The organism is Streptomyces shaanxiensis (assembly GCF_039537145.1).
Taxonomy (GTDB): domain Bacteria; phylum Actinomycetota; class Actinomycetes; order Streptomycetales; family Streptomycetaceae; genus Streptomyces; species Streptomyces shaanxiensis.
On sequence record NZ_BAAAZY010000011.1, the window covers coordinates 516,624 to 528,560 of the forward strand.

Annotated in this window: 15 protein-coding genes; 4 read left to right on the top strand and 11 right to left on the bottom strand. The window is 72.0% G+C overall.

Going from position 1 to position 11,937, the window contains the following annotated elements; translation table 11 throughout:
• Positions 1–17: 17 nt before the first annotated feature.
• Positions 18–1,295, bottom strand: coding sequence for a threonine--tRNA ligase (thrS, locus tag ABD932_RS22100; RefSeq protein WP_345015259.1), 1,278 nt, complete (start codon positions 1,293–1,295; stop codon positions 18–20).
• Positions 1,296–1,587: 292 nt separating this feature from the next.
• On the opposite strand from thrS, the gene ABD932_RS22105 reads away from it, so the two are divergent.
• Together ABD932_RS22105 and ABD932_RS22110 are read left to right on the top strand one after the other, a co-directional pair.
• Positions 1,588–2,436 (top strand): helix-turn-helix domain-containing protein, encoded by an 849-nt coding sequence (locus ABD932_RS22105; protein ID WP_345015260.1) that lies wholly within the window; start codon positions 1,588–1,590, stop codon positions 2,434–2,436.
• Positions 2,396–2,671: a DUF397 domain-containing protein gene (locus ABD932_RS22110; protein WP_345015261.1), complete on the top strand. Its 276-nt coding sequence runs from the start codon at positions 2,396–2,398 to the stop codon at positions 2,669–2,671. Before ABD932_RS22105 ends, ABD932_RS22110 begins: the two co-directional genes overlap by 41 nt.
• On the opposite strand, the gene ABD932_RS22115 is transcribed toward ABD932_RS22110, so the two are convergent.
• The 4 genes from ABD932_RS22115 to ABD932_RS22130 are packed head-to-tail and all read right to left on the bottom strand — an operon-like array spanning position 2,647 to position 5,546.
• Positions 2,647–3,840 (bottom strand): HAMP domain-containing sensor histidine kinase, encoded by a 1,194-nt coding sequence (locus ABD932_RS22115; RefSeq protein ID WP_345015262.1) that lies wholly within the window; start codon positions 3,838–3,840, stop codon positions 2,647–2,649. The genes ABD932_RS22110 and ABD932_RS22115 overlap by 25 nt on opposite strands.
• An 8-nt stretch (positions 3,841–3,848) precedes the next feature.
• Positions 3,849–4,556 (bottom strand): two-component system response regulator CseB, encoded by a 708-nt coding sequence (gene cseB / locus ABD932_RS22120; protein WP_345015263.1) that lies wholly within the window; start codon positions 4,554–4,556, stop codon positions 3,849–3,851.
• Between the two features lie 17 nt (positions 4,557–4,573).
• Entirely contained in the window at positions 4,574–5,017 is a 444-nt protein-coding gene (locus ABD932_RS22125; protein ID WP_345015264.1) for a hypothetical protein, read from the bottom strand.
• A 40-nt stretch (positions 5,018–5,057) separates the two neighbouring features.
• A complete protein-coding gene (locus tag ABD932_RS22130; protein ID WP_345015265.1) occupies positions 5,058–5,546 on the bottom strand; it encodes a hypothetical protein in 489 nt (162 codons plus the stop codon).
• Between the two features lie 256 nt (positions 5,547–5,802).
• Here ABD932_RS22130 and ABD932_RS22135 point away from each other — a divergent pair, with 256 nt between their 5' ends.
• A complete protein-coding gene (locus tag ABD932_RS22135) occupies positions 5,803–6,582 on the top strand; it encodes a hypothetical protein (RefSeq protein ID WP_345015266.1) in 780 nt (259 codons plus the stop codon).
• A gap of 62 nt (positions 6,583–6,644) precedes the next feature.
• On the opposite strand, the gene ABD932_RS22140 is transcribed toward ABD932_RS22135, so the two are convergent.
• The 5 genes from ABD932_RS22140 to ABD932_RS22160 form a co-directional block, all read right to left on the bottom strand.
• Positions 6,645–6,809 carry a hypothetical protein gene (locus ABD932_RS22140; protein ID WP_345015267.1) on the bottom strand — a complete coding sequence of 55 codons (165 nt, stop codon included), beginning with the start codon at positions 6,807–6,809 and terminating at the stop codon, positions 6,645–6,647.
• Positions 6,810–6,844: 35 nt separating this feature from the next.
• The gene (locus tag ABD932_RS22145; RefSeq protein ID WP_345015268.1) at positions 6,845–7,600 is read right to left on the bottom strand and encodes a GAF and ANTAR domain-containing protein; all 756 of its coding nucleotides are present in this window, start codon (positions 7,598–7,600) and stop codon (positions 6,845–6,847) included.
• A 150-nt stretch (positions 7,601–7,750) separates the two neighbouring features.
• Entirely contained in the window at positions 7,751–8,557 is an 807-nt protein-coding gene (locus tag ABD932_RS22150; protein WP_345015408.1) for a TIGR03943 family putative permease subunit, read from the bottom strand.
• Positions 8,554–9,558, bottom strand: coding sequence for a permease (locus ABD932_RS22155; RefSeq protein ID WP_345015269.1), 1,005 nt, complete (start codon positions 9,556–9,558; stop codon positions 8,554–8,556). The genes ABD932_RS22150 and ABD932_RS22155 overlap by 4 nt, the downstream gene beginning before the upstream one ends.
• A gap of 82 nt (positions 9,559–9,640) precedes the next feature.
• Positions 9,641–10,990, bottom strand: a complete 1,350-nt coding sequence (locus ABD932_RS22160) for a helix-turn-helix domain-containing protein (RefSeq protein ID WP_345015270.1) — start codon at positions 10,988–10,990, stop codon at positions 9,641–9,643.
• 123 nt (positions 10,991–11,113) lie between these two features.
• Between ABD932_RS22160 and ABD932_RS22165 the strand changes: the two genes are divergently transcribed.
• The gene (locus ABD932_RS22165; RefSeq protein WP_345015271.1) at positions 11,114–11,329 is read left to right on the top strand and encodes a hypothetical protein; all 216 of its coding nucleotides are present in this window, start codon (positions 11,114–11,116) and stop codon (positions 11,327–11,329) included.
• Here the strand turns inward: ABD932_RS22165 and ABD932_RS22170 are convergent.
• Positions 11,231–11,887: a Uma2 family endonuclease gene (locus tag ABD932_RS22170; protein ID WP_345015272.1), complete on the bottom strand. Its 657-nt coding sequence runs from the start codon at positions 11,885–11,887 to the stop codon at positions 11,231–11,233. The genes ABD932_RS22165 and ABD932_RS22170 overlap by 99 nt on opposite strands.
• Positions 11,888–11,937 lie beyond the last annotated feature (50 nt).

Here is an 11,937-nt window from a genome sequence, read left to right on the forward strand (position 1 = left end):
CTCCTACGACAGCGACCTTACGCAGGCCGTCCGGCGAGGGAACCTCCGTCCCACAGTTCGGAGCCGCGGGCCGCGACGCGGGCGGCGATCCGGGCGACCAGCTCCGCACCGGGTACGGCCCCCGGCCGCCGCCCGTCCCGCAGCCGTACGGCCACCAGGTCGCCGTCCGCCTCGGCCTCCCGCTCCCCGATGACCGCCTGGTACGGCACGAGGCGGGCCGCGCGGACACGGGCGCCCAGGGTGCCGTGCTCGGGGCCGGCGAGTTCCGCGCGCAGTCCTTCGTCGAGGGCCCGGCGCAGCAGCTTCTCCGCCGGTTCGACCTGCGCCTCCGACACGGGGAGGATCAGCAGCTGCACGGGGGCCAGCCAGGCCGGGAAGGCACCGCCGTGCTGCTCGATCAGGTGGGCGACGGCTCGTTCCACGCTGCCGATGATGCTGCGGTGCACCATGACCGGGCGGTGCTTGGCGCCGTCGGGGCCGATGTAGTGCAGGTCGAAGCGTTCGGGCTGGTGGAAGTCGATCTGGACGGTGGACAGGGTCGCCTCGCGGCCGGACGGGTCGGCGATCTGGACGTCGATCTTGGGGCCGTAGAACGCCGCCTCGCCCTCGACGGCGTCGTACGGGATGCCGGAGCCGTCGAGGACCTCGCGGAGCAGCGCGGTGGCCCGCTGCCAGAGCGCGGGGTCGGCGACGTACTTGCCGCCCTCGCCGGGCAGGGAGAGGCGGTGGCGGACGGCCTGGATGCCGAGGTCGGCGTACGCGCGGGCGATGAGCTGGAGGGCCGCCCGGGCCTCCTCCACCGCCTGGTCCAGGGTGCAGAAGATGTGTGCGTCGTTGAGGTGGATGGCGCGGACGCGGGTGAGACCGCCGAGGACGCCGGACAGCTCCGAGCGGTACATGCCGCCCAACTCGGCCATGCGGAAGGGTAGTTCGCGGTAGCTGAGACTGCGGGAGCGGTAGATCAGGGCGTGGTGGGGGCAGAGGCTGGGGCGCAGGACGAGTTGGTCGGCGGGGTTTTCTCCGCCGCCCAGGTCCATCGGCGGGAACATGTCGTCGCTGTAGTGGGACCAGTGTCCGGAGATCTCGTACAGCTCGCGTTTGCCGAGCACGGGTGAGTAGACGTGGCGGTAGCCGGCCCGGCGTTCGGCTTCGCGGATGTACTCCTCCAGTACGTGGCGGACGACGGCGCCGTCGGGCAGCCAGTACGGCAGGCCCGCGCCCATCAGGGGGTCGGTGTCGAAGAGGTCGAGTTCGCGGCCGAGACGGCGGTGGTCGCGGGCGGGGGGATGCTGCATGTGGGGCTCCTCGATTCGAGCCGGGAGCAAGCACCCACGTACGCCGCAGCCCCGGGGCACTCGCCCCGGGGCTGCGGATTCGCTCAGCTGTCAGCGCGCCGGGACGGGGTCCGGCGTCGTCGTGAGAGACGGGTTGGCGCGCTTCATGGGGCGACGGTAACAGGGGGGTGGGCCGGGTCGCGATCGGTTTGTTTTCACGATTCACATCACCACTGCGAATTCGCGTGGTTACCCTCAGCTACAGACCGGACGCAATGACGCGCAGCGTCAACTCGCTTGGGGGTGGCACGCCTTGGCCCACATTCGTGAACTCGATCCCACCGCTTCCCCGCTGGACTACTACGGCTGGGAGCTGAGAAGGAAGCGGGAGGAGGCGGGGCTGACGCTGAAGCAGTTGGGCTCGATCCTCTTCTGCACGGGGTCGTTGATCGGCCAGATCGAGACCACGCTGAAGGTCCCGACGAGGGACTTCTCCGAGCGCGTGGACGCGGCGCTGCTGACGGACGGGATGTTCTCCCGCCTGGTGGGACTGGTGCTGCGCAGCCAGCTGCCGACCTGGTTCCAGCCGTACGCCGACATGGAGGCGAAGGCGACGTACATCTCCACGTACCAGTGCCAGTTGGTGTACGGGCTGCTGCAGACGGAGGAGTACGCGCGGGCGGTGCTGGCCACGGGTAAGCCCGACGATCTCGACGCGGTGGTCGCCGCCCGCATGGAACGGCAGCGCATCCTCAAGCGTGAGCAGCCGCCCCTGACGTTGGTGGTGCTCGACGAGGCGGTGCTGCACCGCCCGATCGGCGGCCCGAAGGTCATGGGCGGACAGCTCCGCCACCTGCTGAGCCTCCAGCAGGAGCGCTGGATCCGCCTCCAGGTGTTGCCCTTCGGGGTGGGCGAACACGCAAGCCTGGATGGCTCGTTCACCCTGCTCCGCTTCGACGACGACCCGGACATCATCTACACGGAGGACCTGATCTCGGGCCACATGACCGCCAATTCGGAAACCGTCCGCGAAGCCGCCCTTCGTTACGCTGGCTTGCAGGGCGCCGCCCTCTCGGTGGAGGATTCGGCGGAACTGATCAAGAACGTACTGGAGGAGCGTTATGGGCAGCACACCGGAACTGGCCAACGTCCTGTGGCGTAAGTCCAGTTACAGCGGTAGCACGGGCGGCGAGTGCGTCGAGTGCGCCCCGCTCGGCTCGGTCGCCTGGCGCAAGTCCTCGCACAGCGGAACCACGGGCGGCGATTGTGTCGAGGTCGCCGACCTCGCCCCCTGCCTCGCCGTCCGCGACTCCAAGAACCCCGAGCACGGCACCCTCACCCTCTCGCCGGAGGCCTACGCCGCCTTCATCGGCTACGTCAGGTCGACCGTGGCCTGAGCGCCGCCCTCAGCGAGGTTCTCGTACGTCACCCGGGCGCCCAGCACCTGGGCCTGGCCCATGACGATGGTCAGGCCCAGCCCGATCCCCGTACCCCGCTCCCGCGCCCCCGTGCGGAAGCGTTGCGGGCCCTCCGCCAGGAGGTCGGCGGGAAAGCCCGGGCCCCGGTCGGACACGCGTACCGCGGCCCCGTCGACCTCCAAGGTCACCGGCGGGGCCCCGTGCCGATAGGCGTTGGCGATCAGGTTGGCCAGGATCCGCTCGACCCGACGCGGGTCGGTGGCCACGACCTCGTCCCGGTGGACCCGTACCTCGACGTCCTTGCCCGTCGCAGCCACGGCCCGGCGCGCGAGCTCACCCAGTAGCACCTGCTCGCGCTGGGCCCGCTCGATGCCCGGAACGTCCAGCCGTGCCACTTCCAGTACGTCCTCGACGAGTCGGCGCAGTTGGTCCACGCCCCCGCTGACCAGCTCGGTCGCCCGCCCCGGGGGCAGGAGGCCGACGGCGGTCACCAAACCCGCGACCGGCGTACGCAGCTCGTGGGCGATGTCGGCGGTGACCCGGCGTTCCGCCTCCAGCCGAAGGCTCAACGCGTCGGCCATGGTGTTGACCGCGTCCGCCAGTTCGGCGATCTCGTCCTTGCCCTTGGGCGTCACACGTGCCGTCAGATCGCCGTGGGCGATGCGCTGCGCGGTGCGGGCGGAGGCGCCGATACGGCGTCCCGCGGCGGCCGCGACGGCGATGCCGAGCCCGCAGCCTAGGGCGACGGCGGCGGCGCCCGCGCTGAGCAGCACCTGGTCCAGGGAGTTCAGTGCCCGCACCTCGGGCGCGTAGGAGCGTCGTACGGCGACGATGTCGGCGCCGCTGCGGGCAGCGGCCCACATCACCGGGCCGCCGTGGGCGCTCTCCTGGAGGTAGGTGGCCCGCACGGGCCGGTGGGTGACGGTGTCGCGCAGCACGGTCGGCAGCGCGCGCGGGTTGACCAGCGCGTTCGTCTCGACGCCGGCGATCCGGTCCTGCAGCACCTCCATGAGCCGGGCGTCGGCCGTGCGTGCCGCGTCCTCGCGCTGGTCGTCGGCGGTGCGCTGGTGCACCAGGAGCCCGATGAACGCGGCGACGACCGCGGCGACGGCGGCGATGACCAGGGCTGTCTTCGTTCGCAGTCCCATGGCGGCGGTCAGACGCCACCGGACGCGGGCCGCGGTCCGGCCACGAGCTTGTAGCCGAAGCCGCGCACGGTCTCGATCCGCTCGCGGCCGATCTTCGCGCGCAGCCGCTGCACATGGACGTCGACGACCCGGCTGTCGCCGCCCCACGCGTAGTCCCAGACCCGATCCAGCAGCATCGCCCGGGACAGCACCACACCGGGCTGTTCCGCGAACTCCAGCATCAACTTGCGCTCGGTGGGGGTGAGTTCGAGCAGTCGCCCGTCGCGGCGTACCTCCATGGAGGCGATCTCCACGGTGATGTCGCCGAACGCGAGGGCCGGCTCCTGCACGGCCGCCTGCCCGGGGCCGGTGAAGTCGGCGGCCCGGCGCAGCGCGCTGCGGATCCGGGCGACGAGCACCGGCATGTCGTACGGCTTGGTGAGGTAGTCGTCGGCCCCGGCCTCCAGACCGAGGACGACGTCCACGGGGTCGGTCCGGGCAGAGATCATCAGGACCGGCACTCGGCTGGTCTCGCGGATGCGGCGTACCAGGCTGACGCCGTCGAGGTGCGGGAGCATCACGTCGAGCAGGGCGACGTCCGGCGCCCTGAGCCTGAACTCCGCCAGCCCCGCGAGCCCGTCCGAGGCCGTGCGCACCTCGTAGCCGTAGCGCTCCAGGGACAGTTGGGTCGCCTCACGGAGCAGGGCGTCGTCCTCGACGAGCAGCACATCGGTCATCGGTAGCGGCTTTCTGCCTAGGGTTCGGGGACGTACAGGGGCACCGAGCGCACGTTGGCCTCGTACTCGGGCTCGACCCGCGGAGACACCACGGTGGCCCGGGTGTAGTACGAGACGTTCTCCTGGTGCTCCAGACGGGTCAGCTCGATGGTGGCCGTCGGGTAGTCGCACTCGGGGCTGCACCACGAGGCGCTCAGCTCGCCCGTGCCCACGGCCTTCGGCTGTCCCCAGTTGCGCCACTTCACGTGCGTGAGCCCGGCGAACTCGCTGAAGGGGAAGTTCGCGGGACGGACCAGCGGGCGTCCCATGGCGTCGGAGGCGTAGACCGGGCCGTTCGCGGGGCTCGCGGTGGGCGCGGGCCCCTGGACCCGCGGCCGCTCGGCACCCCCGCATCCGGCGACGCCCACGGCCGACACCAGGGCCAGCGTGAGGGCGGCGGCGACGGCCGTAGGTGTGCGCATGGCGGGAACCTTTGCGTACGAGGGCGGGTCGCGTCGCCGCTCAGGGAGTGGCGAGCGCGTGCTTGCCCTGAAGGTCCTCGGAATCATACGTTCCGGGCTTCCCGGACAACTTGAGCGTGAAGGCGGAGTAGTACGTCTTCCCGTTCACGGTCTTGGGGTCGGAGAGGGTGACGGTCCCCTTCAGCGGCTTGTCGAGGCAGCCGGGCAGGCACCACATGCCGCTGACGTCGCCGGTGCCGAAGGCCTTCTTCGCCCCCCAGTGCTTCCACTTCACGTTGTCGATGTGGGTGAACTCGGAGAGCACGAGGCTGGCGGGGCGCCGCTCGGCGTGGCCGGTGTCGGCGTACTCCTCGCCATAGAAGTTGAGGACGTGCGGGGTGGCGACGGCACGGCCGGCCTTCCCGGCGTCGTCCGACGACGCCCCCGACGCGTCCGCCGCCTGCGAGGTGGCGAACGCCCCGAGCAGGACGGCCGCGGTCAGGCCCGCCGCCAGGGTCGCCTTCTTGCGGGAGATCCTCGTGTCGTTCATGGCTTCCGGCTCCGTTGGTGTCGTTGGTCATCGGCTGGTGCTCAGAAGCTATGAGTGCCGCTTCTCGGTGAGTCGGCCGTCATGTTGCGGCCGCTCATCGACGGTTGTTACACGACCGACGTAATCGCCCGCCCGCCGAGTGGGGCGGTGTCACCCGGACGGCCCGGCGCACTGGTGGTCGTACTCCCGCGGTGGTGCCTTAAGAACACGCACCCGATCTTGAGCGCACCCCCGAACCCAGCACAGGAGGCTCGCGATGCCCCGTCCCCCGGCCCGCACCGTCATCGCCTCGACCCTCTCGGCGGCCGCCCTGCTGTCCGCGTCCGCGTGCTCCCTCGGCGACCTGGACAAGGCGATCAGGGGCGTCCCCGAAGCGGTCACGCCCGCGGACACCACCACCGCGCCGCCCACCCCCGCGGCCGCGCCCACGCTCACCGAGGCCCAGGCCCGTGCCGCCCTGATCAGTGAGGCCGACCTCGGTGGTGGCTGGGTTCCCACCCAGGGCTTCGCCACCTGGCGGGACTCCATGCTCAAGGCGAGCGCCGAGTCGGCCGACTGCGGGCGGCTGCTCGACGCCCTGTACACGGAGGAACTCTTCGGCCCCGACGCCCGTACGCGCGCGTCGGTCGGTCTGGACGACGAGTGGGGCGGGGCCCAGCTGCGCTACCAGGTCGTGGCCCATCGGCCCGCCGAACTGGACCGGACGTTGGCGTGGCTCGGCAGCCTGCCGGAAAAGTGCGGGGAGTTCATCGCGACGGCGGGCGGCGGGGAGATGGCCGTCGAGGTGAGTGCGGCCGAGATGCCGGAGGTCGGGGACGCCCGCGTGGGTCTGCGGATCGTCCTCAGCGCCGTCTCCGAGGACGAGGACGCGCCCACGCTGACGCTGCACGTCGCCGCCGTCCGCGTGGGCGACGACGCGATCACCCTCACCAACGGCGGCCTCGCCGAGGTCCCTTCCGACGCCACCTCGGCGGCCGTCGAACTGGGCGCCGGCCGACTGACGGAGGCCAGGAAGCGGGGGCGGGAGGACGTGTGACCGAGGCGGCCCCCACGGCCTCACGGCACGGCCGACCCAGCGCGGTCAACTGATGCGCACGATCAACCGATGCGCTCCACCGCCTCGTTGGCTTCCTTGAAGTCCGCCCCGGTGATCTGCCGGTACAGCTTGATCGCCCGGATCTTCTTGCCCGCCCGCACCAGCGCCACGACCTCGGCCAGCCGAGGGTCGTCGTCCCGCACGAAGTTTCCCACCTTCTCAACCATGGTCGAAGATCCTAGGCGGGCCCGGCCCGTACGGCCTAGGGCTGGTCCTGGTCCCGGTCGAAGCGCAGCCGGTGTGCCACCACGTCCTGGGCCACGTCCAGCGCCGTACGGCCGTGTGCGAAGGCGTGGGCGCGCAGGCGGGCCAGGGCCTCGTCGGTGCCGACGCCCAGCTGGGCCATGATCATGCCGGTGGCCTGGTAGACATGGTCGTGGTCGGCGCCGAGGCCGCTCAGCCAGCGTTCGTCGTCCGGCTCGCCCACCTCGTCCATGCGCGACAGCGCCATCAGCGCCACGGTCATCATCCCGGCCATCAGGCGCGCCGTCCGCAGGTCGTGGTCGGTGAGGTCGCCGGGGGTGTCGCGGTAGAGGTCGAGCGTGCCCACGCACACCGTGTCGTTGCCGAGCGGCATCGAGTACGCCGCCCGCACCCCGGCGGCCGTGGCCTGCTGGGCGAAGACCGGCCAGCGCAGCACGTCCCGCCCGGCCGTCAGATCGCAGGCCAGCACCGGCGCCCCGCTCTCCGCGGCGGACTGGCAGGGACCGTCGCCCAGCGTGGCCTGGATCTCCGTCACATACGCGGCCTGCGCGTTGTTCGCCCCCAGCTGGACCGGCATGCCGTCGCTGTGCAGCGACACGCTCGCGCCGGTCACGGGCAGCAGTCGTACGGCGACGTCGCAGAGCCGCGCCGGGATGTCGCCGGGCCCCACGTCGCGTACGCCGTCGGCGATCGCGTCCGCGGCCCCGGCGCACTCCCGGCCCCGCTCACCTCGATGCTCGTCTCTGGGCCGCACGGCAGCCTCCTCATTCCGAGCGCGGCCTGCTTGCTCCAAGGCCCCCGCTCGGCGGCCACCTCCACCGCCCGCCCCGGACGACGCCCGACTACCCGTGGCCCGGCCCACGAAACCCGTCGGCCGCCCCGGCGAGCACCCTTTCCCCGGCTCTCAACGCTTCTCGTACGGGTTCGCCGGCTGTGCGATCCGCCGCACCGACGCGGCGTCCAGGACCGGCGGCCAGGCCCCGTCCGTGCCGAGCGTGCCCTTGGGCTGCCAGGTGCCGGTGACGGTGACCCAGGCGTCGACGGGCGGCGTGTCCACGCCCCGGATCTCGACCTTGCTGGTGGTGGCGTCGGCGGCACAGCAGGCGACGAGGAGGCGGGTGACGTACCAGGTGCCGTCGCCGTCGCGGGTGACGAAGCCGGTCAGCCGGACCGTACGGCCCGCCAGCGAGCGTCCGCTGTCGTAGATCGCCCGGGAGCCGAACTCGGCGAGCGTCAGCTCCAGCGGGTTCCCGGACGGCAGCGCCGGGAAGGCCCCGACCCCTTGCGCCGCCTGCTGAGCGGCCTCGCGTTCGGCGCTGTAGGAGCCGAGGGCGGGCGGCGGGAAGAGCAGGAGCGCGAGGGCAGGGAGGGTGAGAAGCCAGGCGACGCGGGGGCTATGGTGGCCGCCGTGCTGATCGTGGGCGTGGGAATCGTCGCCGGACTTGTCGTGCTCGCCGTGCTCGCGTTGCTGATCGCGGCCGGTGTGTTCGCCGTGCTCTGTGTGCTGGCCCTGCTCGGCGTGCGGTTCCTGTTCCGGTCGCCCGACGAGCGCCGCGGCCACCGCAAGCAGCACCAGCAGGAACCCGGACACGACCAGGTACGGCCGTAGTCCCGCCTGCACGTACCGCAGGTACAGCTCGCTGAAGAGTGAGATGCGCAGGATCGCCGCCCCCGTCAGGAGCAGCAGCACCGCCGGCCCGTACCGCCTCACAGCACCCACCAGCCCACCAGCACGCTGCTCACCACGGCCACGACCCACGTCACGGACGAGAACCGCAGGGCGAAGGACCGTCCGAAGGTGCCCGCCTGGAGGGCGATCAGCTTCAGGTCCACCATCGGGCCGACCACCATGAACGCCAGCCGCGCGGTCGGCGAGAAGCCGGTCAGGGAGGCGGCGACGAACGCGTCCGCCTCGCTGCACACGCACAGGACGACCGCCAGCAGCGCCAGCAGCAGCACCGACAGCCAGGGCGAGTCGGTGAAGAGGTCCAGGACCGAGCGGGGCACGACGATGTTGAAGGTCGCCGCGGCCGCCGCGCCCAGCACCAGGAAGCCGCCCGCGTGCAGGAAGTCGTGCTGGAGCCCGGCGGTGAAGGCGCGCAGGCCGGTGGCGGTGGGGTCGGTGTGCCGTTTCGGTGGGCGCAGCCACTGCTCGCGGCCGAACCGGGCCCACAGCCAGCCCATCACCACGGCCGTGGCCAGCGAGGCGACGAGCCGGGCGAGGACCATCTCCGGCTGACCGGGGAAGGCGACGGACGTGGCCACGAGCACGACCGGGTTGATGGCGGGGGCGGAGAGGAGGAAGGCGAGGGCGGCCGCGGGGGCGACGCCGCGTCGCATCAGGCTCCCGGCCACGGGCACGGACGCGCACTCGCAGCCCGGCAGGACGACACCGGCCGCCCCGGCGACGGGCACGGCGAGCGCCTGGTTGCGCGGCAGCAGCCGGCTGAAGACCTTCTCCGGTACGAAGGCCCCGATCGCCGCCGAGACGACCGTGCCGAGCAGCAGGAACGGCACGCCCTGCACCGCGATCGCCGTGAAGACGGTCCACCAGGCGGCGACGGGCGGGGTGTAGAGGTCGAGGGCGAGCATCGGCCCGAGGACCGAGACGACCGTGGCGATGGCGATGAGCGCGGCGCCGCCGAGCACGGCGTACACGAGTGCGCGTACGGCGATCCGCAGCCCGTCGGCCACCGTCCGCTGGTTCTCCACGCGCCTGTCCCCACCTGTCCGAGCCCGTCCGAATGCCCCCGCGCAGGCTAACCGGTGCGACCTGTGCGCAGCCTTGGGTTCGTCACAGAGGCGGCTGTGCGGGGGCCGGTCCGAGGGTGGTCGTGCCGGGGGCCGTACGGTGCCCCAGCCCCGTCCGGTACGCGTCCAGGGCCGCCTCCACCCGCCCCGTGCGGCGCAGCAGGTCACCCAGCAGCCGGCACAGGTCGGCGAGGTCGCCGGCCGCGCCCGCACGCTCCAGCAGGCTCAGGGCCCGGACGTAGTGCTCCTCGGCGGTCTCGGTGTCGTGGGCGTCCTCGGCGATGATGCCGAGGAGGCGGTGGGCGGCGGCGGAGTGCAGGGCGCCGCGTTCGGGGCTGAGGTCGCTGAGCACCTCGTGGAGGAGGGCGGCGGCCTCGTCGGACTTGCCGCGCCGGTGCAGTACGTCGGCGAGTTCTACGGCGACCTGGCTGGTGTAGAGGGCGGCGCGCTGGGCGGTGAGCATGGTCCGGGCCTCGCGCAGTTCGGCCTCGGCGCGCTCCAGGTCGCCGTTCTGGGCGTAGACGTAGCCGCGCATCCAGTGGCAGTTGGCGAGTTCGGTGCGGATCTGCAGTTGCCGGTACAGCTCGGCGGCCTTGGCGAGGGAGGCGTCGGCCTCGGCGATCCTCCCCTCGGCGAGGAGGGTGCGGGCGACGGAGCGGTGCATACGGGCGACCAGGGCCGGGTCCGCGGCCTTCGGGGCGAGGGCGAGGGCGTACTCGGCGGCCTGGGCGGCGCGGGCGTGGGCGCCCATGTCCATGTAGGGGCCGATGGCGCTGGCGTAGAGCAGGAGCAGGGCGTCGGGGTCGTGCAGGCCGCCGCGGTTCAGCTCGTCGAGGGTGGATTCGAGGAGGTAGACGGCGTAGCGGAGCTCCCCGGCGAGGTAGTGGGACACGGCCCTTCCGCGCAGGGCCGGGACGCGGGCGGGCAGTGGGGCGTCGGCTTCGGCGAGCACCTGCTCGGCCCGCTCGAAGTGGTCCCGGGCCTCGGTCAGTTCGCCGGTGTAGAGACCGCACTCGCCGAGTCCGAGCAGGGCGTCGGCCTCCACTTCGAGGAGCTCGTGCCGCCGTGCCTCGGCGAGCAGGGCGGCGTACTGCTCCGCGGCCGTCTCGGCCTCTCCGGCGGCGAGCGTGCGCTGCGCCCCGGTCAGGCGCAGCCGCAGATCGGTGGCGAGGTGGGCGGGGCGCCCGGTGGCGAGTTCCTCGAAGCCGACGCCGAGCCGGTCGGCGAGATGCCGCAGCGCGTCATCGGAGGGGCGTACACGGCCCGACTCCAGTGTGGAGATGTACGCGGGCGTGTAGGCCGGTTCCGCCAACTGCCGCTGGGTCAGTCCGCGTTCGACGCGCAGCTGCTGCACCCGGCGCCCGATGACCCCCGGGTCGTCACGCTCGGCCATCGCCCCAACTCCCCCAGCACCCCTTGCCGTTCGGCTCGGACCACCCCTAGGTTAAACCGTGTATTAAACGCGCTTAACACATTCCCGCTGAGAGCTGCCCGAGCTGCTGAGAGGTAGGTCGCCGTGCTCGAACCCACCAGCACCACCGAGCGTTACACCCGAGGCGTCGCCGCGGCAGTGGTGGCCGTGGTGACGCTGATCCTGGCAGCGAACGCGGGGCCGGCGCGGGCGGCGGAGCCGTCAGAACTCCGCGGTGTCCAGGTCGAAGCCCAGGGGGGCGGGGAGGGACACGGTCAGGCCCAGCTTGTGCTTCGCCCCCTTGGCGTAGTCGTCGTCTGACGGCTCGGAGTAGACGGTGACCTCGCCCTCCTCCCGGTCGATGAGGAGGTAGACGGGGATGCCGGCGCGGGCGTATCCGTGGATCTTCTTCTCGCGGTCGCGGTCGGCGGTGCTGGTGGAGGTGACTTCGGCGACGAGGAGGGCAGGGGACGGGTCATTCCACTTCTGGTCACCCTGGAAGCTTCTCGCCGGGGCGATGACCAGATCGGGGACGACGTGTCCGGTCTCGGAAGCGCCAGGGACGTTCAGTCCGATGCCCGTCCAGTTGCGCAGGGATCGGTCACGGCGTCGCTCGGCAACCTGATCGGTGAGCTCCGAAACGATCAACTCATGGTCCGCGTCGGCCGGTGGCGTCGCGCAGATCTCTCCTTCGATCAACTCCACGCGCCAGCCCTTTGGGGCCGTCGCACTGAAGAGCTCGAAGACCTGCTCCACACCCGCGCCCGTGTAGTCGGGCACGCCGCTGTCCGCGTCGCTGTCGCCGTCCGGGTCGTCGTACGGCCCGTGAATGGCCTCGCCCTGGTACCCCGGCATGATGATCGGCTCCGCCACCGCCATGACAGACCTCCCCCGCTCGACGCGACCCTCCCAGGGTAGACGCGGAGCCT